Here is an 18,760-nt window from a genome sequence, read left to right on the forward strand (position 1 = left end):
AGGCGGTAGACCCCATGAGTACGTCCCCCACGCCGACTCCGGGGCTGCGTGAACGGAAGAAGGCGCAGACCCGCCGGACGATCCAGGAGCAGGCCTTGCGCCTGTTCCTGGCCCAGGGGTACCAGAACACCACCGTCGAGGAGATCTCCGCCGCGGCCGGGGTCTCCCACATGACGTTCTTCCGGCACTTCCCCACCAAGGAAGCGGTCGTCGAGTCCGACGACTACGACCCGCTGATCGCCCGGCTCATCCAGGAGCGACCGCCGCACGAGGACAGCCTCACCGCTCTCCGGAACGCCCTGAGCCAGGGGCTGGAGGCGGTGTACGCCACCGGCAAGGACGCCCTGCTCGTCCGCACCCGGCTCATCCTCGAAACGCCGGCCCTGCGCGCTCGCACCTGGGACAACCAGTACGCCACGCAGCGGCTCTTCGCCGAAGCGCTCCGATCACGCAACCCCGACGAGAGCGACCTCTCCACCCGCGTCGTGGCGGCGGCGACCCTCGCCGCCGTGACCACCGCCCTGGCCGCCTGGGTCGAAAGCGACGGCGCCCTCGACCTGCCCGCCTTGGTCAAGGAGGCGTTCCGCGCCCTGCGCCCAGCATGACGGGTGCCGGGAGATGCCCTGCCCTCCTGGCAGGCCCAAGGCAGCGGATCAGCTGAGCTCGGCGAAGGCCTCGACGGCGCGGGTCCGGCCGGTGACGATGATGACGTCGCGCTTCTCGACCACCGTCTCGGCGGTGGCGTAGGTGAAGTCCTGGCCGGGGCGCTTGATGCCGCGGTGGTGAGGGTGCCGATGCCCCGGCCTCGTGATCAACGTTGTCGGGCGGATACCCACACCGCCGCCACGGCTGCCAGGGCGAGGGCCCCGAGGGCGAGGAGCGCCAGACCGGGGCCGGGGAGCATGTACATCGCCGCGCCGGCAGCCGTCAGTACGGCGCCGAAGACGAAGAGCGGTGAGACCGGCCCGGTCCGGGAACGGCGGGTCATAGGGGTGTCTCCTGGCAGGGAGGGGTGGGCTATGGCTCTCCAGGTTCCCATGCGGCGGGGCGGGGGTACAGGGCGGAACACCTGGGCGGGCGGCGTGTCGGGCGACACCTCCTGCAAGGACGGCACCTCCTGCACCGTCACACTGCCAGCCGCCGAGAAGAAGCTGACCATGGACGCCTTCGTTCACGGGTCTCGAAGGGCCGAGCCGAGGGAGGCCGATTCAGAAGCCCGCTCGCTCCCTGGTTCATGTGCATATGCCATGCCTATGATCAAGAGAAGTCGACGGGGAGGTCACGGCATGGCGGGGGATTTTGATCGGACGCGGGCGGAGTCGGTCCCGGGCGCGGGTGATCAGCAGGCGGAGATGCGGTTGAACGGTGCGCCACCGCCGGGGCCGCCCTTCGCTCCCGGCGGTGGGACCTTCGGGTCGACGCCGGCGGAGAAGGCCGCGGCGGCGAACACGATCGAGACCGAGCTGGAGCCGAACACCAAGAAGGCCACGGAGCACGCCGACGAGGCGACGAACACGGCCGTCAAGGGCTTCGAGGGCTGGGACACCGCCGCAGGCGTGAAGAAGGTGGCCGACACCTGGGACCAGCAGGTGAAGACCCTGATGGGCCGGCTGGCTTCCGAGAAGGGCGCCCTGCGTGGAGCCTCCGGTCTTTTCATGCGCAACGACATCGGCCTGGGTGACCAGTTCCGGCCGATCGGCTCGCAGTCGAAGCTCAACGGTCTTTAGGGGACGTACAGGTGCTGACGTACTACGAAGTGATGACGACGGACCTGGGCCTGCTCACGACGGCCGCCGGCAAGTGGGACTCCATGGCCGGCGAGCTGAAGAAGGTCGAAGCCCGCTACGGCGACAGCGTCCAAAAGATCACCATGGGTCACAGTTGGCTGGGCGCAAGCGCCGGGACGGCGTATACGAGTTTCGCGGCAACCCGCTACGAGTACTCCGCCGCCCAGATCCAGGCCAAGGCCATCGCCGACCTCCTGCGTGACGCCCACGGCCAGTTCACCGAGCTCAAGAAGAGAGTCGAAAGCGCACGGGCCGAGGCGATAGCCGCGGGCATGACCGTCTCGGAGCAGGGGCATGTCGCCTACGACTACGCCAAGCTCACCCCACAGGAACGCAGCGCGATCCGCCACGACCCAGACGGTGAGACCATGGTCCGCAACGCCGTCACCAAGTGGCAGCAGCACATCGACGACCGGGTGAAGGCGGTGTCGGAGGCCGATCAGGGCGTCAAGATCGCCCTCGAAGCGGTGGTCGTCGACAGCAACAAGGACGGCCACGGCAAGGGCAACGACCAGACCCTGGCCGGCTTCAACGCGGACGCCCAGGGCGACATCGAGGTCTACGAAGCACGCAACGCGGAGGACATCGCCACCCGCATCAACAACGGCGACAAGGTCTCCGCCGCCGACTACGCCGAGCTGAACCGTTCCTTCCGCGACAACAGCGACAACAAGGCCTTCAGCCAGACCTTCCTCTCCGGTCTCGGCACCGACGGGACGATCAAGCTCTCCAACAAGCTGAACCAGCCGGAACACAAGGACCTCGAAAAGGGCCTGGCCAACACGGTGGCCGGCGCGACCCAGGTACCGGGGAAGACCTCCGAGATGCCCCCGGGGTCGAAGAAGTTCAACGACTGGATGAACAGCCCGGACGGGAAGTTCTACCGCGAGTGGACGGAGAGTCTGGACAAGTCCGGCACCAAGAACTTCGGGCCCAATACCCAACCGCTGTACGGGTACCAGTCGTTCGTCAGCATGATGCAGCATGCCGACGCCAAGTTCGACGACCAGTTCCTGTACCAGCTGGGTGACGACCTGATCGCCGCCGAGAAGAAGCAGGAGGGCATCTTCACCCTGTGGGGCGGCGGCCACAAGGGAATCGAGAGCGACCCGATCGACGGCCTCCTCGGCATCATGAGCAAGAACCCGGACGCCGCCACCGCCTTCTTCGACTCGCAGGGCAACGGCCCGGCCGGGGACAAGGTCTCCAACGACCACCTCAAGTACCTGCTCGGCAGTGGCGATGACGCGCGGGAATGGCCGAGGAACACGGTCACCGGATATCACGTCTCGACCTTCGACGACCCGACCGCGCGCATCGGCCTCGGTCTGGCGCTCGAAGCCGCGACCACCGGACGGGAGCCCAACTCCAGCGGGGCGTCCTTCGACGGCCACACCGAGGCGCAGGCCCGGGTCATGCAGGAGACCATCGGCGTCCTGGACAAGGACTCCAAGGGCGACACGATCCCGGAGAACGTGAAGGTCCCGCTCGGCCGCGCCCTGTCCGACTACACCGCCGACACCCACGCGATCCTCAGCGGCACCGCGCCCGGCAGCCCCACGGGACTCGACGGGATCACCGCGAAGGGCGACGACTCGTCGATCACCAACTCCAAGCACAGCCTGCTGCGCGTCATGCGCGGCGTGTCCGACGCGGCGTACGGTACGACGCCCGAAGGCGAACCCGTCCTCATCTACGACCTGCTGTACGAGAACGAGAAGCGCTACGCGGCCGAGTACATGCTCACGGCGAAGGACGCCCCGGCGAGCCAGGTGGGCAACGTCGTCGGCGACTGGGACAACAAGGCCCGCCACGTGGGCGAGGTGTACGGCGCCATGAACGCCATCGGTTCCGACATGACGCTCGACGACCGTGACACCAAGATCGGTAATCTCAACGACACCATGCGGTACACGTACCACGGCGCGGGTGGCCTGGTCACCCAGATCCCGATCGTCGGCGACCCGGCACAGCGCATGATCGACGCCATGACCTACGAGTACTCCAAGGACGTGTCGGCCGAGGCGGAGGACGTGGCCCGGGCCAAGGACAGCACCAACACCTCGGCCGGTATCGCCGGCACGAACTCGCTGCTCGACGCCTGGGGCAACGAGCGCAACGTGGCCGGGTCGGACGCCCACGAGCACGCCAAGGGAGAGGCCAAGCAGAGTTACATCACGGGGCGCGAGGACGCGTACTCAGCACTGCGCACGAGGAAGTAGGCAATGGCGCAAGGAAGTGGCGGCCGGGCCCTCCGGTGGCAGTGGATCGCACCGGTCCTGGCGCTCGGTGTGCTGGTCACGGCCGCCCATGTGTGGCTGAACACCAATGTGCTCGCAGGCAAGGACCTGTGTGGAGGGCTGGTGTCCACGGCCGCGGCGGACGCCGTCCTCCCCGGCGCCGGGCGTATCTCCGACCGGAACGGTCTGGACACCCGGCCCGGCGACCCGCTCGACTTCAGCTGCACCGTGGAGAGCTCGTCCGTCCTGCCCGGATCGGAAACCGGACGCCTGAGGATTTCGGGGACGCGCGAGCGAGGCGACTTCCCCTTCACGGCGGGCCGCTGGTCCAGCCCGGCAACCGTGTCGTTCTTCTCCGGCGGAGCCACCGGCGGAGTGGGCGAGAACCACGGCTGGGTCCTGCTGCCCGCCTCCTGCACGAACAGCCGGCCCGCCATCATCGAGGGATACGCCCCCGAAGGCTCGGACCCGGTCGAACTGTCCCGGCTCCTGACCGACGTCGCGAACAGAGCAGCAGAACGGGCGGGCTGCGCGGGGGACCGGCCGATGACCCCGCCCGACACCCTTGCCGCGGTCCCTGTGTCGCGTGAGGTCACCGACGGCAGGGTGTGCGGCGTCGAGGGTCTCGCCTTTCCCGGCCTGGGCGGCGCCAACGGCAAGGCACGGGAGACGGTCCAGGACCGTACGGACGCGGCCTGGGCGTGCGAGGTGGCGGGACACGCCACCTACGCGGTGACCCAGGAGCCGCAGATCATCGCCGCCGTACGTGCCTCACCCGGCTACAAGGAGCAGCCCCCGGCAGCCGGCCTCAACGTGGCGGGCTTCGATCCGCGCCACGTCGTCGCCGACTGCTCCGGCACACCGACGTACTTCTCCATGGAGCTGGGCCGGAACTACACAGCCGCCCTCGGATCACCCGGCACGCCGCCTTCTCAGGAGCTGTTCAACAGCTTCATCGACTCCGTAGGCCAGCGGTTCGGCTGCTCCGCCAGCGCATCGTGAACAAGACCGCCCAGGGATGACAGCAGTGAGGACACACGTGACACACCGCCGGTACGGACTGACGATCGCCGCAGTGACGGCAGCCGCCCTGCTGGCGGGCTGTCAGAGCGGCGGCGCGGCGCCGCTGAGCCTGAGCGGTTTGACCGAGACCGCGAATGACATGGCCCCCGAGGGGGCGGACACGTGTCCGCTGCCCTACGACATCACCAAGGCCGCGAAGGCCGCCGGAGCAGACGCACCGGCCGGGCCGGGGCCCCTCAACGCCGACGGTGATCCCATCGCCACCGCCGAAGGCGGAAAGCATGCCGAGCCGGGCGAAGCACTGGCCGAGAACCCCGGCGCGCTGGTGAGCTGCAGCTTCCACATCGGCCAGGAGGACGTGGAGGTGCACACCGTCGCGACGCGGAAGCCACAGGCGATCGCCCCGCTCGCACCGGTGGTCCAGCGGCTGGCCGGGATGCCCGTTGACGGCCTGGTCGCCTACATGAAGCAGGCCGGCGAAGCCAAGGCCGGCGAGCCGACCGTCACCAGCAGCGGCAACGTCGCCGCAGTACGGCTGAAGCCCGACGACGAAGGGGACGCGTTCCTGCTGGTCGGGGTCGGAGACGCCGGCCGGAGTTCGCTGAACCAGCAGCGCGTAGCCGACCTGGCCAAAGCCCTCGCGGACCAGGTGCAGTAGGCCGAGCCGCTCACGAGCTCTTCCGTCTCGCCGGGCGGCGGACCGGCCGGGTACGCGGTCGGCGCTCGCGCCGGTCAGGTCTTCGACGGTGACACCGAGCGCGTCGACGACGCGGAGGAGGGTGCTCGCGCACGGTCACCGGCAGCAAGTAACTCGTCGAGAGCGACCACGCCCGGGTCCTCGTCGACCGCGGCCTCTTGCAGGGTGTCGCGGACCTGCGCCGCCGCAACTGGGACAAGCTCCCCTGCGACGCCCGTGACATCCACGCCGTCGTCGTCACCCACGCCCACCTGGACCACTGCGGCTACCTGCCCCGGCTGGTACGGCACGGCTTCCGCGGTCCCATCCTGGCGACCGCCGCCACGGCCTGTCTCGCCGAGATCGTCCTCCGTGACAGCGCCCGCCTTCAGATGGAGGCTGCCGAGCACGCCAACCGGCACGGCTGGTCCAAGCACCGGCCCGCCAAGCCGCTCTACGACGATGACGACGTCGATCACACGCTGAAGTTCTTCGACCCCGTTCCACCCTCGCCGTGAGCGGCGACCTCGGCCGCCCCGGCCACCCACTCCTCCTGCCGCCCGAGCCGTTCTCGGGGGCCGACGTCCTGCTGATGGAATCGACGTACGGCAACCGCCGACACGACCACGAGAGCGCGCAGCGCGAATTCGCCTCCGTGATCACGCGGCCGCTGTCCCGCGGCGGCACCGTCGTCATCCCCGCCGTCGCGGTCGACCGCCCCGAGGTGGTCCTGCACGAGCTCGCCGCCCTGCGCAGCGACGGCACGCTACCCCAGCCTATTCGCCGCAAACAGATCCCCGCGACGGCACTCAGCCGGCATCTGCGACTGACCCTCTGGGACGGAGTGCACACCCTGGGGGCCGGGTCCCGTCCCTCGTTTCCCTGTCCCGAGCGAAGGGGCGCAGGGCCTTCACAGCGGTCTGTCGGGCCAGTCGAGGAGGCGCGCGCCGATCACTGCTGTTTGGAGGGTGTTGCGGTGCGCGGGGTGGGCGGGGTCGCTGCCGGTGAGTGTGCGGACGCGCTCCAGGCGGTAGGTCAGAGCCCTGACGCTCAGTGCCAGTCGGCGCGCCGCTTCCGCGGCGATGCAACCGCTGTCGAAGTAGGCGGTGAGCGTGTCGAGGAGGGGGCGGGCTCCCCCACGGGCTTGTTCGAGGGGGCTGAGGGTGCTGCGGACCAGATCCACCAGTGCCTGCCTGTCCCGGGCCAGCACGGGGAAGACGAGCAGGTCGGCCGCGCGGAGCAGGGGTTCGTCGAAGCCCATCCGCTCGGCCACGTCGAGTGCGTTGAGGGCTTCCTCGTAGCTGTGGCCGATGCCTACGGCCCCCGGTCTCGGACGACCGATGGCGGTTCGGCCGCCGTCGGTCGCCGCGTGGGCCTGCTTGGCGAAGTGGAGGAGGACGTCGTCCTGGTCGCCGGGTGCGATGCACACCATCCTGCCGTCCTTCGTGGTGAACAGGATGCGGCGCTTCTCGAAGCGCTGGAACAGGGCGGTCTCCACTTGTCGGGGTACGGGATCGGTCTCGTCGTACTTGGCGGGGCCTTCGGCGACCGCGACAGCGTGGGCGCGGGACAGCCGCAACCCGAACCGCTCGGAGCGTTCCGCGAGTTGTCCCGCCTCACCGTGCCCGTGGAGCAGGTCGTCGATGAACTCGCGTCTGGCGGCCTCCTCCTGTCGGATGACGAGGCGCTGGGCGTGTTCGTATCCGTCGGCGAAGGCGTCGATGGCCTGTTGCATCGTGGACAGGACGCTGTCCGGCGTGGCGGCGGCCGGCCAGGCGGTGCGGCTGGCGATGAGGTGTTCGCGGATCAGCGCGCGCCAGCCGTGCCCGGCCGCGGCGGCTTTCGTGCCCAGGGTGCGGCGGGACCGGAGTTCTTCGCGGGTGAGGCGACGGCCGGTCGAAGAGGCCTCGCCCAGGATCTGTACGTAGCCGTCGAGGAATTCCTGTGGCTGGTCGTGCACGGCTCTCACACCCCTCCGGTAGGACCGACGGCGGTGTCGATCTGTTGCTGTTCCGGCCGTCGGCGGGCGGAACGAACTCTGCGCGGGCGTTCAGGCATTGACGGTGACCGCGTCGTCCCGTTCGGCGGCCGTGGGAGCGGGAGCAGAGGTCGGGGTCTTGGTACGGCCGGAGAGGCGGCGGGCCAGGGGTTCGGTGTAGCGGGCGGTGAGCGGGCCGAGGACGACGAGGATCAGGACGTAGGCCGTGGCCAGGGGACCGATGCGCGGTTCGACGCCCACGGCGAGCCCGGCGATGACGATCGAGAACTCGCCGCGTGCGACGAGCGTGCCGCCCGCCCGCCAGCGGCCCGCGCCCTGGATGCCCGCCCGGCGTGCGGCGTACCAGCCCGTGGCCACCTTGGTGAGCGCGGTGGCGACGGCGAGCAGCAGGGCGGGGATGAGGACGGGCGGGATGTCGGCCGGGTCGGTGGACAGGCCGAAGAAGACGAAGAAGACGGCGGCGAACAGGTCGCGCAGCGGGGTGAGCAGGGTGCTGGCGCCTTCGGCGACCTCCCCGGAGACGGCGATGCCGACGAGGAAGGCGCCGACGGCCGCGGAGACCTGCAGCTGCTGGGCAATGCCTGCGACCAGAAGGGTGAGGCCGAGGACGACGAGGAGGAGCATCTCGGCGTTGTCGGAGGAGACGGCGCGGCTGATCAGGCGCCCGTGGCGCAGTGCGACGTAGAGGACGCCCCCGACGGTGCCCAGCGAGATGAGCAGGGTGACGGCGCCGCCGGCGAGGCTGACTCCGGCGAGCAGGGCGGTCAGGATCGGCAAGTAGAGGGCCATGGCGAGGTCCTCGATGACCAGGATGCCGAGGACGACCGGGGTTTCGCGGTTGCCGAGCCGGCCGAGGTCGCCGAGCACCTTGGCGATGACGCCGGAGGAGGAGATCCAGGTGACCCCGGCGAGGGCGACCGCGGCGACGGGACCCCAGCCCAGGATCAGCGCGGCGGCGGCTCCGGGGGCGGCATTGAGGACGAAGTCGACGGCGCCGGAGGGGTATTGCGCCTTGAGGTTGGTGACGAGCTCGGAGGCGCTGTACTCCAGGCCGAGCAGGAGCAGCAGGAGGATGACGCCGATCTCCGCGCCGGTGGCGACGAACTCCTCGCTCGCCTGGAGCGGAAGGATGCCGCCGTGGCCGAAGGCGAGGCCGGCGAGCAGGTAGAGGGGTATGGGCGAGAAGCCCACCCTGCCGGCGAGGCGCCCGAGCAGACCCAGGGCGAGGATGATGGCTCCGAGTTCGATGAGCATGGCGGTCGTGTGATGCACGGGCGTCGGACCTCCGGTTCGGTGACGGCGTCAGTGCCTTCCGGACATCGGGGGCAGGACCTGGTGTCCGGTGAGCGCGGGCAGGCGGCAGGCACGGTCGAGGACCCGGCGAGTCGGTAGAGGCTCGGCCGGGTGGTTCCTTCGGGGTGCCGGCGGCAGTGGTGTCCTGGTGCGGTGGCCCGTCCTTCAGTGCGACTGAAGCGGGCGCGGTGCATGCCTCGGGTGCGGGGACATGGCCTTGTGGCCGTGTCAGCTGCCGCACGCGCGCAGGCGTCAGGCGTGGAAGGCTGCGGCGCTGCTGGTATCAGGCACGCTGTCGCGGGCGGTGTTGTCGATACGCGTGGCCCGGGCGGGGAACGTGGGCTGTCGGTGGGTGGCCGCGGCGGCGGGCAGGGTCATGACGCGGATGTCTCGATCCATGTCACACCTCCCATCTGACGACGGCACACTGATCCGCCGAACCGCCAACCCCAACCCCAACCCCAACAGAATGAGCACTCATCCGCTCAACCGAGCGTAATGGCTCGGTAAAGAAGCTTACCGTACGACGAATGGTGCATACGCGGAGTGAGGTGAGATTCAGGGAGGTAAGGGGCTCCGTTGCCGGACCACTTCGTCTCGCGTCGTCGTCCGGACGGGCCACAGCCGAAGGAGCCATACCGCTTCAGCTGCTGCGACTCGCTACCCGCACGGCCCCCGCACGCGTGCCGAGCCCCGGGCGAGGCTCGACGATAGGGCCATGGACGTCACCGAGGTGCTGCTGCCCGGCGTGGGCATGCGCTACGAGTTCACCAATCACCAGGGTGACCGGGTGGGCGTCGTGGCCCGGCGGACGGGTGACTTCGAACTGGTCGTGTACGGCCCGGAGGACCCGGACGAAGGCCGGCCGGTGCTCCAGCTCGACAGTGCGGAGGCCGACACGGTCGCGGAGATCCTGGGTGCCCCGCGGATCGCGGAGCGGTTCGCCGACCTGACCAAGGAGGTGCCGGGCCTGTCGGCCGGGCAGGTCCAGGTGCTGACGGGCAGCACCTACGACGGACAGCCCCTGGGCGCCACGCGGGCGCGGACGCTGACCGGGGCCTCCATCGTGGCCGTGGTGCGCGGTGAGGAGGTGATCGCTTCGCCCGCTCCGCAGGACGTTCTACGGGGCGGGGACGTCCTGGTGGTGATCGGGACCCACGAGGGCATCGCAGGCGTGGAACAGATCGTCCGGGGCTAGGCGGATGCGCACTCCGGTCGCGCTGCTCCTGGAGCTGGGCGTGATCCTCGCCGCCTTGAGCGTCCTCGGGGCCCTGGCGCGGCGTCTGACCCTCTCCCCCATCCCGCTCTACCTGTTGGCCGGGCTCGCCGTGGGCAAGGGCGGCATCGCTCCGGTTCCGGCCGCCGGGGAGTTCGTCGAAACGGGCGCCGCCATCGGAGTGATCCTGCTTCTCCTGGTGCTCGGTCTGGAGTTCTCCCTGCCCGAGTTCGCGGTCGTCATGCGCCGGCACGTGCCGTCCGCCGTGGTGGACCTGGTGCTGAACGCCGCTCCGGGCGCGGTGGCCGGGTGGCTGCTCGGCTTCGACGGCATCGGGATACTGGCGCTGGCCGGCGCCACCTACATCTCCTCGTCCGGGATCGTGGCCCGCCTGCTTTCCGACCTGCACCGCCTGGGTAACCGGGAGACACCCGCGATCTTGTCGGTGCTGGTCCTGGAGGACTGCGCCATGGCCCTCTACCTGCCCGTACTCGCCGTCCTGGCCTCCGGGGGCGCATGGTGGCAGGCGATCCTGGGCGTCCTGATCGCGGTCACGGCGGTGCTGGCCGCCTTCACCCTCTCCTACCGCTGGGGGCACCATCTGGGCCGGCTCGTCGCCCACCCGGACGCCGAACAACTACTGCTGAGAGTCCTCGGCCTCACGTTGATCGTCGCCGCGCTGGCCGAGTTCGTCCACGCCTCGGCCGCCGTCGGCGCCTTTCTCGTCGGCCTCTCCCTCACCGGGGAGACCGCGACCCGCACCCGGGCCGTCCTCAGCCCCCTGCGCGACCTCTTCGCCGCCGTGTTCTTCCTCGCCATCGGGGTCTCCATCGACCCCGCCGAACTCCTGCCCGTCCTTCCCACCGCCCTCGCACTGGCCGCCGTCACCCTCGTCACCAAGGTCCTCACCGGCCGGTACGCCGCCTCGCGCGACAAGGTCGGCCGACACGGCCAGTGGCGCGCCGGAACCGCCCTCATCGCGCGGGGCGAGTTCTCCCTCGTCATCGTCGGCCTTGTCGGCACCGTGCACGACACGCTCGGTCCGCTGGTGACCGCCTACGTCTTCCTCCTCGCCATCGCCGGCCCACTGCTGACCCGCATGACCGGCACCGGCCTCCACCGATCCACCCCCATGGGGCAAGGCAAGAACAGGCCGACAAGCCAGTGACGTACGTACGTCACCGGGTCAGCGGGTCCGGCCACGTCGCCGACAACGGGATGAGCGCGCCGAACTCGATCAGGAAGACCGCGGAGGAGTCCACGCGATCACTCCCGGCCGAGGATCGTCGCGGCGGCCTCGACGCCCTCGCGCGTGCCGATCACGATGAGGGTGTCCCCGCCAGCCAGCCGGAAGTCCGGTGCCGGCGACGGGATCGCCTCGGCACGCCGAAGTACGGCGACGACGGACGCACCCGTCTCCGTACGTATCCGGGTCTCCCCCAGCACCCGCCCGTTCCAGTACGCCTGCGCGGACAGCTCGATCCGCTCGGCGACCAGCCCCAGGTCCGTGGTCGACAGCAAGCTGGGGCTGTGGTGGGCCGGCATCAACGCGTCGATCAGCGCCTCCGCCTCACCCGCCGTCAACTTCGCCGACAGCGCGCACTCGTCGGGATCGTCCCGGCGGTAGGCGTTCAGCGTCCGGCTGCCGTCGCGGTGCGCGATCACCGACAAACGACGGTGCTCGCGCGTGGTGAGGTCGTACCGGACCCCGATCCCCGGAAGCGGAGTACTGCTCGTACGTGGAACCGGCACGAAGGCCCCCCAGACTGTGTGGCGGAACGGGCAGGAGGCGGGAACGGCAGTCCCTGCCCCGCGGCAACCCTATCGACCGGCAGACCCGCCGGAACGGGCGGCCGACGGGGGCATAGGCAGGTGACCGACGGGATTTCGCACCGGGCGCGGACCGGTGTGCAGCGGCGTGATCTGGCCAGCGGATCACCGGGCGACCGGCCTTGTCCTTCCCCGTGGTCGGCCAAACCAGCTACAGAGCGACAGCCAGGCTGGTGCATCATTTCGGAGGGCCCCAATGGCGGGGAACCGCATGGAGGAGGCTCTGCATGCCCGAATGGAAGCGGATCAGCACCGGCCGCCTGCACCCCGTGCCCACCCCGGCGACAACCTCGATCGTCTGGGCGGTCACGGCCGTCACCGCCCTCGCCCTGGTCACCGCCTTCAACCTCCTCGACGGACACGGCGACCCCACCCTCGACCTCGTCGCCCTCTCCCTCACCGTCGGCCTGGTGAGTACCGGGGCCCGTCTCACCGCCGCACCCGGAACAGCTCTGCTCTGCTGGTTCATCCTCAATGGCTTTGCCACCGCGCCGTTCGGCGAGCTCACCTGGCAAGCCTCCTACGATCTGGCCCGCATCATCTGTCTCCTGGTCTCCGCGGGTACAGGAACAGTCATGGCCCGGCTCGCCCACGCCCGGACCGCCTACCACCGCCTGACGCCATAGGCCCGGCTGGCTGTCCCCCTGGTCCGCCGCGCACAGCCCTTCCGTTGTCCAATGCGGGCTCCGCGGCGTCAAGACCGCGTAAACATTGCCGGAATCCGGCAGTGAATCGGCACAGGTGTCGGTGGAACGATGCTCCAGACGACAGAGCGGGCACAGCGGCCGCAGGGACAGGGATATGGCTTGGTTCTCGGTCTCGGCATCGGCGGTCTGGTCTGCTCGTCCTGTGCCTGGTCTTCGACGGGGTGTTGGAGGGGGTCCTCGACGGGTTCGGCGGGGGGCTGGACGGGTTTCTGTCGTTGCCGGTGATCGCCGGTTTCGTGTCGGCACTCGGGTTCGCGGGCGCCATCACGATGGGGGTCACCGGTACGGGGGCGGGGGCCGCCACCGGTGCGGGCGTGGCCACGGGGGTCGTCGTGTCCTGGCTGACGGGGAAGTTCAGCCAGGCGCTGATGCGCGACGGTGCCTCGCCCGCACCGAGGGGCGAGGACTGAACGGGAGTTCGAGGTCGGTGGTCACCGCCATTCCGGGGGACGGTTACGGCGAGGTTCTGCTGCACCTGGTCGGCCACCCGTCTGCCGCTGTCCCACGAGCACCGCCATCCACCTCGCCGATCTGCTGCGCCGCCAGCTGAAGGCGATACGGCCCAGATGGCGGATCCTGCCGCCCGGGAGCATCTCTGTGATCGTCCTTGCCGTGCTACGTCACGACCAGCTCCTGGCACCTTCTGTGAGGCGGCCCTCGTGGGGCGCTGGGAACGACGGACCCGGATGCGCAGGCAGGTGCGATGAACTGACGATCATTCGTTGAAAGTAAGAGGGGGAAGAATGGCAGCCGATGAGGCGGCTCTGGAAGCCGTTTCGGCAGGCGCCGCACCAGGGCATGCCGGGAAGACGGGCCGGGACGCGCGCCGGATCGAGGGGTGGTCCATAGCGTGGATGCTCCTGGCCATGGTGATCTGAGGTTGGTTCGCCTTCCTGCTGCTTGCCGACTACGGCCCCGAGGTGCCGTCGTATCAGGGGTCCCGCAGTCTGTGCAGGGGCCCGTTCACTGAGCCGTTGCCCCAAGAACGGGTCTGCCACAGCGATGGGTTGCGGCAGTGGCCTTCGCTCCTGGGCGTCCTCGCGTTGGCGGCTGTAGCGACCGTTACCGCTGCGGCGACCATGGTGTACGCCAAGGTCCTCGCCCGCCTGGCTCACAGCGAAGGCTCCCGCGTGAAGCCGCAGGCCTGAGGTTTGCCCCGGTGCGGCAATCCGCCCCGTGCTCGTTCGCAACGCGGCTGCCGCCGGGATGATCTTCCGTTGTCGGGGGTCGTGAAGATGGGTGCTGGCCCCGATGCGCCGGGCGGGCACGCCAGGTGATGGTGGAAATCCGGAGCACCTTCTGTTCGGGGCGGCCCCTCGTGGGACGCGGGTGCTCGCGGCAGCACCTGTGAACGGAGCCGCGCCGATGACGACCCCGCCCCCGTCTCCGCCTCACCCCGGCACCGGCTGGGCGGCCCCGCCATGAGCGTCACCGCCTGGCTGGCCGTGGTCGTGTTCGGAGCCGTCTACGTGCTGATCGCCACCGAGAGGGTCCACCGGGTCGCCGCGGCCTTGGGCGGAGCGGTCGCCATGCTGCTGATCGGCGCGACCAGCGCGGAGCACGCGTTCTTCTCCGACGTGGCCGGAATCGACTGGAACGTCATCTTCCTACTGCTCGGCATGATGCTGATCGTCTCCGTCATCAAGCGCACCGGTCTGTTCGACTTCGTCGCGATCTGGGCCGCCAAGAGGTCGCACGGGCGCCCGTACCGGCTGATGGTGCTGCTCATCCTCGCGACCGCCCTTCTCTCCGCGTGGCTGGACAACGTCACCACCGTCCTGCTGATCGCCCCGGTGACGATCGCGGTGTGCACCAGACTCGGCGTGCCGGTCGTGCCGTACCTGATCGCCGAGGTGATGGCCTGCAACATCGGCGGCGCCGCCACCCTGATCGGCGACCCTCCCAACATCATGATCGGCTCCCGCGCCGGACTCTCCTTCAACGACTTCCTGCTCCACATGGCGCCCATTGCGGCCCTGCTGGTCGTGGTGTTCGCGGTGATGGCAAGGTGGATGTTCCGCAGTGCGTTCTCCTACGACCCCAAGCGGGCCGCGCACATCATGGCCATGCGGGAGCGGGACGCCATCACCGATGCCCGCCTGCTGGCCGTCAGCGGCATCGTCGTCGCGGTCGTGATGGCCTGCTTCGTTCTGCACACCGCCTTGCACCTGGAGCCCTCGGTCGTGGCGATCTCCGGCGGCCTGATCCTGCTCGCCGTCTCCCGGCTCAACGTGCGCCAGGTCGTGGCCGATGTCGAGTGGGAGACCCTGGCGTTCTTCGCCGGCCTGTTCGTGATGGTCGGCGCGCTGGTGCGGACGGGAATCCTCACCGCCCTCGGCCAGGCAGCCGCCCGTGTGCTGGAGGACAACCTGTTCGGCGCGTCGATGGCGCTGCTGTTCGGGTCGATCGTGCCGTCCGCGGTGATCGACAACATCCCCTTCGTCGCCTCGACCAGCCCGGTCGTCTCCGAGATCGTCGCCGCCTCCGGAGGGGGCGGCCAGGCCCAGGTGTTGTGGTGGTCCTTCGCCCTCGGCGCGGACCTGGCGGGCAACGCCACGATCATCGCCTCCTCCGCCAACGTCGTCACCGTCGGCATCGCGGACCGCGCCGGACACCACATCTCCTTCTGGCAGTTCAGCCGGTACGGCCTCGTCGTCACCGCCGTCACGACCGTGCTGGCCGGAATGTACGTGTGGCTGCGTTACTTCGCACTCGCCTGACCGACGGAAAGGAGGCAATGGCCATGACGGAGTCCGATGATGAGCGGATCGCCGACCTCGAGGCCGCGCTGTGGCACGACGATCCCCGTTTCGCCCGCGGCCTGGGCAAGGGCCGCCCCCGCCGGCCCCGGGAGTACCGGCAGGGCCGGGCCTGGCTGGCCATGACCCTGGCCCTGGCCGCCGTGGTCACCGGGGTGATGGTGCCCCACGGGCTGCTGCTGGCGGTCGGCCTGGTCCTGGCCGCGCTCGCGGTCAACCTCTTCGACACCACCCGCCGGCGCCGCCTCAACCGGCGCAGGCTCTAGAGGCATGCCATGACGCTGCAACAGCTGTACCTGGTACTGCTGGTGGGCGGCGTCGTCCTCATGGCCAGCATCGCCGCCGCCCGGGCCGCGCACCGGCTCGGACTGCCGAGCCTGCTGGTGTTCCTCGCCGTCGGAGTGATCGCGGGCGAGGACGTGATCGGCATCGAGTTCGACGACGCGCAGCTCGCCCAGTCCCTGGGCACCACAGGCCTTGCGGTCATCCTCGTCGAGGGAGGCCTGAGCACCCACTGGCCCGACGTCAGGCGCCTGCTGGCACCGGCAGGTGTTCTCGCCACGGGCGGCGTCGCCGTGTCGGTGGCCCTCACGGGCGCCGGCGCCCACTACCTCCTCGGCATGGACTGGCACCTGGCCCTACTCCTGGGCGCGATCGTCTCCTCCACCGACGCCGCCGCCGTCTTCGCCGTCCTGCGCTCCCTGTCCCTGCCCCGCAAGACCACCGGGCTGCTGGAGGCCGAGTCCGGGTTCAACGACGCACCGACCATCATCCTGGTCCTGGTCTTCTCCACCGCCGCCGCCGACCTCCCCGGCCCCACGGCCATCCTCGGCAACGTCTTCTACCAGCTGGTCGTCGGCGGACTGCTGGGGCTGGCCGTCGGCCGGATCGGAGTGGCCGCACTGCGGCACATCGCGCTGCCGGCCACCGGCCTGTACCCGCTGGCCACTGTCGGTTTCGGCATCATCGCCTTCGCCGTCGGCGGCTTCGTCAACGCGAGCGGCATCATCGCCGCGTATCTCGCCGGGCTCGTCCTGGGCAACTCGCGGCTGCCCCACCGCGCGGCGACCCGCTCCTTCGCCGAAGGCACCGGATGGCTCGCCCAGATCGGCCTGTTCGTCATGCTCGGCCTGCTCGTCGACCCCAGCGAGCTGCCCTCCGCCATCCTGCCCGCCCTCGCGGTCGGACTGGTCCTGCTGCTGGTCGCCCGGCCCGTCTCGGTCGCCGCCTGCCTGCTGCCCTTCCGCACTCCCTGGCGGGAACAGGCCTTCATCTCCTGGGCCGGCCTGCGCGGCGCCGTGCCGATCGTCCTCGCCACGTTCCCGATCGTCGCCAACGTCGACGGCTCCCGTCACCTGCTCAACATCGTCTTCGTCCTCGTCGTCGTCTTCACCCTCGTCCAGGGCCCCACCCTGCCCGCCGCCGCCCGCCTCCTCCGCATCGCCCGACCCGGCGCCCTGCGGGAGATCCAGGTCGAGAGCGCGCCCCTGGACGTCCTCGACGCCGACCTCCTGACCGTCAGCATCCCGCCCGGCTCACGGCTCCACGGCGTCGCCGTCTTCGAACTCCGGCTCCCACCGCCCGCGGTGATCACCCTCCTCGTCCGCGGCGGCGTCACCCACGTACCCGGTCCCACCACTGTCCTCGCAGCCGGCGACGAGCTGCTCCTCGTCACCACCCCGTCGACCCGGCAGGCCACGGAACGGCGCCTGCGCGCTGTGGGCCGCCGGGGCAAACTCGCCCGCTGGCTCGGCGAACACGGCAGGTCCGAACCCGCCTGCGGCGGCCCCGACTGATCAGGAGCCGTTCCGAGGGCGGGAGACCTGCGCGAATCCGACCACGGCAACACCGACCATCAAGAGCGGCACGAAGACCGTGAACGTCAAGGCGGGCGCCGCCGCGAGCGCCACTGCCATCACGAGCGTTCCCACGCCCCAGACGACCGGTCGCCGCACACTGCGCCGAAGCCAGGGAAAGACGACACGGCCGGTCACGATCGTCCAGACGCCGACGGTCCCAAACCCAAGGGCCACCACGATGGTGGCCGCCTGCACAACGGTGAGCATGTGTGCCTCCCATACATCAGCATGACTGCGGGCGCGGGGATACACGTCCGGGAAGACCATCCTCCAGACGGCCGGGTCACCGATCGCGGCGACTGGCGGCGATCCTGCAGACCAGGTAAACGGCGGTTGCTGGCCACAGGACGATCAGCAGGGTGAGGGTGACCGCGCTGGAGACCGGGTCGCGTTCTGTATCACGGCGCCAGCCCGGGTGACGCGCCAGGACGCGGGGCAGCCGGTGGGCGAAGCCGACCGCACCGCCGAGGTAGACAGCCAGGGCGGCGAGCAACAGCACGGTCTCCCGGCTGGTGATCGCCGCCCAGGTGTCCTCGCTCACGCGCGGCCGGCCGGATCCTGGGCCTGGTCCTTGAGGTCCTCCGGGGATCTCGGCTGGGACGGCACCGCGGCGAGGACCGGCCGCGGCGGGGTGCGGCGGCTGCCGACCCAGGCGGCCACGGGTTCGGTGTAGCGGGCGGTCAGCGGCCCGAGCACCACGAGAATCAGCACGTACGCGGTGGCGAGGGGGCCCAGGGCGGGCTCGATGCCGGCGGTGACGGCGAGGCCGGCGATGACGATGGAGAACTCGCCGCGGGCGACGAGCGTGCCGCCGGCCCGCCAGCGCCCCTTGACCCCGACCCCGGCCCGTTTGGCCGCCCAGTAGCCGGTGGCGATCTTCGTACCCGCCGTGACGACAGCCAGGGCGAGGGCGGGCAGGAGGACGGGCGGGATGCTCGCGGGGTCGGTGTGCAGGCCGAAGAAGACGAAGAACACGGCGGCGAACAGGTCCCGCAGCGGGCTCAGCAAGGTGTGGGTTCCCTCGGCGACCTCCCCGGAGAGGGCGATGCCGACGAGGAACGCGCCGACGGCGGCGGAGACCTGGAGCTGCTGGGCGATGCCCGCGACGAGGAGGGTCAGGCCGAGGACCACGAGGAGGAGCTTCTCGGGGTCGTCGCTGGAGACGAAGCGCGAGATGTGGCGCCCGTAGCGGACCGCGACGAAGAGGACCAGGCCGGCGACGCCGAGGGCAATGGCGAGGGTCGCGCTTCCGGCGGCCAGGCTGACCCCGGCGAGGAGGGCGGTGATGATCGGCAGGTAGACGGCCATGGCGAGGTCTTCGAGGACCAGGATGCTGAGGATGACCGGGGTCTCGCGGTTGCCGACGCGGCC

At 70.2% G+C, this 18,760-nt stretch carries 22 protein-coding genes and 1 pseudogene; 14 read left to right on the top strand and 9 right to left on the bottom strand.

Features of this window, described 5'->3' with window-relative positions; translation table 11 throughout:
- Window positions 1–14 precede the first annotated feature (14 nt).
- The gene (locus AB0D94_RS32680) at window positions 15–605 is read left to right on the top strand and encodes a TetR family transcriptional regulator (protein ID WP_362059588.1); all 591 of its coding nucleotides are present in this window, start codon (window positions 15–17) and stop codon (window positions 603–605) included.
- Window positions 606–653: 48 nt separating this feature from the next.
- On the opposite strand, the gene AB0D94_RS32685 is transcribed toward AB0D94_RS32680, so the two are convergent.
- Both AB0D94_RS32685 and AB0D94_RS32690 read right to left on the bottom strand, forming a co-directional pair.
- Entirely contained in the window at window positions 654–815 is a 162-nt protein-coding gene (locus tag AB0D94_RS32685; protein WP_362059591.1) for a hypothetical protein, read from the bottom strand.
- Window positions 812–988 carry a hypothetical protein gene (locus AB0D94_RS32690; RefSeq protein ID WP_362059594.1) on the bottom strand — a complete coding sequence of 59 codons (177 nt, stop codon included), beginning with the start codon at window positions 986–988 and terminating at the stop codon, window positions 812–814. The genes AB0D94_RS32685 and AB0D94_RS32690 overlap by 4 nt, the downstream gene beginning before the upstream one ends.
- A gap of 364 nt (window positions 989–1,352) precedes the next feature.
- Here AB0D94_RS32690 and AB0D94_RS32695 point away from each other — a divergent pair, with 364 nt between their 5' ends.
- The 5 genes from AB0D94_RS32695 (at window position 1,353) to AB0D94_RS32715 (ending at window position 6,244) form a co-directional block, all read left to right on the top strand.
- The gene (locus tag AB0D94_RS32695; protein WP_362059597.1) at window positions 1,353–1,727 is read left to right on the top strand and encodes a hypothetical protein; all 375 of its coding nucleotides are present in this window, start codon (window positions 1,353–1,355) and stop codon (window positions 1,725–1,727) included.
- 32 nt (window positions 1,728–1,759) lie between these two features.
- Entirely contained in the window at window positions 1,760–4,009 is a 2,250-nt protein-coding gene (locus AB0D94_RS32700) for a hypothetical protein (protein WP_362059600.1), read from the top strand.
- A 3-nt stretch (window positions 4,010–4,012) separates the two neighbouring features.
- Window positions 4,013–5,029: a hypothetical protein gene (locus AB0D94_RS32705; protein ID WP_362059603.1), complete on the top strand. Its 1,017-nt coding sequence runs from the start codon at window positions 4,013–4,015 to the stop codon at window positions 5,027–5,029.
- 37 nt (window positions 5,030–5,066) lie between these two features.
- Window positions 5,067–5,708: a hypothetical protein gene (locus AB0D94_RS32710; protein ID WP_362059606.1), complete on the top strand. Its 642-nt coding sequence runs from the start codon at window positions 5,067–5,069 to the stop codon at window positions 5,706–5,708.
- 197 nt (window positions 5,709–5,905) lie between these two features.
- Entirely contained in the window at window positions 5,906–6,244 is a 339-nt protein-coding gene (locus tag AB0D94_RS32715; protein WP_362059609.1) for an MBL fold metallo-hydrolase, read from the top strand.
- A gap of 392 nt (window positions 6,245–6,636) precedes the next feature.
- On the opposite strand, the gene AB0D94_RS32720 is transcribed toward AB0D94_RS32715, so the two are convergent.
- The 3 genes from AB0D94_RS32720 to AB0D94_RS32730 all read right to left on the bottom strand — a co-directional run bounded on the left by AB0D94_RS32720 (window position 6,637) and on the right by AB0D94_RS32730 (window position 9,417).
- A complete protein-coding gene (locus tag AB0D94_RS32720) occupies window positions 6,637–7,695 on the bottom strand; it encodes a helix-turn-helix domain-containing protein (protein WP_362059612.1) in 1,059 nt (352 codons plus the stop codon).
- Between the two features lie 81 nt (window positions 7,696–7,776).
- On the bottom strand, window positions 7,777–8,997 hold the full coding sequence (locus AB0D94_RS32725) for a cation:proton antiporter (protein WP_362059615.1): 1,221 nt from the start codon (window positions 8,995–8,997) through the stop codon (window positions 7,777–7,779).
- Window positions 8,998–9,270: 273 nt separating this feature from the next.
- Window positions 9,271–9,417, bottom strand: coding sequence for a hypothetical protein (locus tag AB0D94_RS32730; protein WP_362059618.1), 147 nt, complete (start codon window positions 9,415–9,417; stop codon window positions 9,271–9,273).
- A gap of 319 nt (window positions 9,418–9,736) precedes the next feature.
- On the opposite strand from AB0D94_RS32730, the gene AB0D94_RS32735 reads away from it, so the two are divergent.
- Window positions 9,737–10,216 (top strand): cation:proton antiporter regulatory subunit, encoded by a 480-nt coding sequence (locus tag AB0D94_RS32735; protein WP_362059621.1) that lies wholly within the window; start codon window positions 9,737–9,739, stop codon window positions 10,214–10,216.
- A 4-nt stretch (window positions 10,217–10,220) separates the two neighbouring features.
- Complete coding sequence (locus AB0D94_RS32740; protein ID WP_362059624.1) at window positions 10,221–11,402, top strand: cation:proton antiporter; 1,182 nt, start codon at window positions 10,221–10,223, stop codon at window positions 11,400–11,402.
- A 98-nt stretch (window positions 11,403–11,500) separates the two neighbouring features.
- Here AB0D94_RS32740 and AB0D94_RS32745 read toward each other — a convergent pair whose 3' ends face one another.
- Complete coding sequence (locus AB0D94_RS32745) at window positions 11,501–11,986, bottom strand: TrkA C-terminal domain-containing protein (RefSeq protein ID WP_362059627.1); 486 nt, start codon at window positions 11,984–11,986, stop codon at window positions 11,501–11,503.
- A gap of 305 nt (window positions 11,987–12,291) precedes the next feature.
- Between AB0D94_RS32745 and AB0D94_RS32750 the strand changes: the two genes are divergently transcribed.
- The 6 genes and pseudogenes from AB0D94_RS32750 to AB0D94_RS32775 all read left to right on the top strand — a co-directional run bounded on the left by AB0D94_RS32750 (window position 12,292) and on the right by AB0D94_RS32775 (window position 17,326).
- Window positions 12,292–12,690, top strand: coding sequence for a hypothetical protein (locus tag AB0D94_RS32750; protein ID WP_362059630.1), 399 nt, complete (start codon window positions 12,292–12,294; stop codon window positions 12,688–12,690).
- 129 nt (window positions 12,691–12,819) lie between these two features.
- A pseudogene (locus AB0D94_RS32755) lies at window positions 12,820–13,261 on the top strand (hypothetical protein); the annotation flags it as partial.
- 253 nt (window positions 13,262–13,514) lie between these two features.
- Window positions 13,515–13,649, top strand: a complete 135-nt coding sequence (locus AB0D94_RS32760; protein WP_362059633.1) for a hypothetical protein — start codon at window positions 13,515–13,517, stop codon at window positions 13,647–13,649.
- A 543-nt stretch (window positions 13,650–14,192) separates the two neighbouring features.
- Window positions 14,193–15,491, top strand: coding sequence for an ArsB/NhaD family transporter (locus AB0D94_RS32765; RefSeq protein ID WP_362059636.1), 1,299 nt, complete (start codon window positions 14,193–14,195; stop codon window positions 15,489–15,491).
- Between the two features lie 23 nt (window positions 15,492–15,514).
- Window positions 15,515–15,796, top strand: a complete 282-nt coding sequence (locus tag AB0D94_RS32770) for a DUF3040 domain-containing protein (RefSeq protein WP_362059639.1) — start codon at window positions 15,515–15,517, stop codon at window positions 15,794–15,796.
- A gap of 9 nt (window positions 15,797–15,805) precedes the next feature.
- Window positions 15,806–17,326: a potassium/proton antiporter gene (locus AB0D94_RS32775; protein ID WP_362059642.1), complete on the top strand. Its 1,521-nt coding sequence runs from the start codon at window positions 15,806–15,808 to the stop codon at window positions 17,324–17,326.
- On the opposite strand, the gene AB0D94_RS32780 is transcribed toward AB0D94_RS32775, so the two are convergent.
- From AB0D94_RS32780 to AB0D94_RS32790, 3 genes are all read right to left on the bottom strand, one after another.
- Window positions 17,327–17,596: a hypothetical protein gene (locus tag AB0D94_RS32780; RefSeq protein ID WP_362059645.1), complete on the bottom strand. Its 270-nt coding sequence runs from the start codon at window positions 17,594–17,596 to the stop codon at window positions 17,327–17,329.
- 76 nt (window positions 17,597–17,672) lie between these two features.
- Entirely contained in the window at window positions 17,673–17,930 is a 258-nt protein-coding gene (locus tag AB0D94_RS32785; protein ID WP_362059648.1) for a hypothetical protein, read from the bottom strand.
- Window positions 17,927–18,760, bottom strand: an 834-nt coding sequence (locus AB0D94_RS32790; protein ID WP_362059651.1) for a cation:proton antiporter, incomplete at its 5' end; no start/stop codon positions are given. The genes AB0D94_RS32790 and AB0D94_RS32785, both read right to left, overlap by 4 nt.

This window comes from Streptomyces sp. NPDC048255 (assembly GCF_040652415.1).
In the GTDB taxonomy this organism is placed as follows: Bacteria; Actinomycetota; Actinomycetes; order Streptomycetales; family Streptomycetaceae; genus Streptomyces.

Coding starts and splice junctions, on each gene's coding strand:
- AB0D94_RS32750 (WP_362059630.1), top strand. CDS start 12,292: ATGCCCGAATGGAAGCGGATCAGCACCGGCCGCCTGCACCCCGTGCCC.
- AB0D94_RS32705 (WP_362059603.1), top strand. CDS start 4,013: ATGGCGCAAGGAAGTGGCGGCCGGGCCCTCCGGTGGCAGTGGATCGCA.
- AB0D94_RS32690 (WP_362059594.1), bottom strand. CDS start 988: ATGACCCGCCGTTCCCGGACCGGGCCGGTCTCACCGCTCTTCGTCTTC.
- AB0D94_RS32730 (WP_362059618.1), bottom strand. CDS start 9,417: ATGGATCGAGACATCCGCGTCATGACCCTGCCCGCCGCCGCGGCCACC.
- AB0D94_RS32735 (WP_362059621.1), top strand. CDS start 9,737: ATGGACGTCACCGAGGTGCTGCTGCCCGGCGTGGGCATGCGCTACGAG.
- AB0D94_RS32680 (WP_362059588.1), top strand. CDS start 15: ATGAGTACGTCCCCCACGCCGACTCCGGGGCTGCGTGAACGGAAGAAG.
- AB0D94_RS32695 (WP_362059597.1), top strand. CDS start 1,353: ATGCGGTTGAACGGTGCGCCACCGCCGGGGCCGCCCTTCGCTCCCGGC.
- AB0D94_RS32700 (WP_362059600.1), top strand. CDS start 1,760: ATGACGACGGACCTGGGCCTGCTCACGACGGCCGCCGGCAAGTGGGAC.
- AB0D94_RS32740 (WP_362059624.1), top strand. CDS start 10,221: ATGCGCACTCCGGTCGCGCTGCTCCTGGAGCTGGGCGTGATCCTCGCC.
- AB0D94_RS32780 (WP_362059645.1), bottom strand. CDS start 17,596: ATGCTCACCGTTGTGCAGGCGGCCACCATCGTGGTGGCCCTTGGGTTT.
- AB0D94_RS32760 (WP_362059633.1), top strand. CDS start 13,515: ATGGCAGCCGATGAGGCGGCTCTGGAAGCCGTTTCGGCAGGCGCCGCA.
- AB0D94_RS32775 (WP_362059642.1), top strand. CDS start 15,806: ATGACGCTGCAACAGCTGTACCTGGTACTGCTGGTGGGCGGCGTCGTC.
- AB0D94_RS32770 (WP_362059639.1), top strand. CDS start 15,515: ATGACGGAGTCCGATGATGAGCGGATCGCCGACCTCGAGGCCGCGCTG.
- AB0D94_RS32765 (WP_362059636.1), top strand. CDS start 14,193: ATGAGCGTCACCGCCTGGCTGGCCGTGGTCGTGTTCGGAGCCGTCTAC.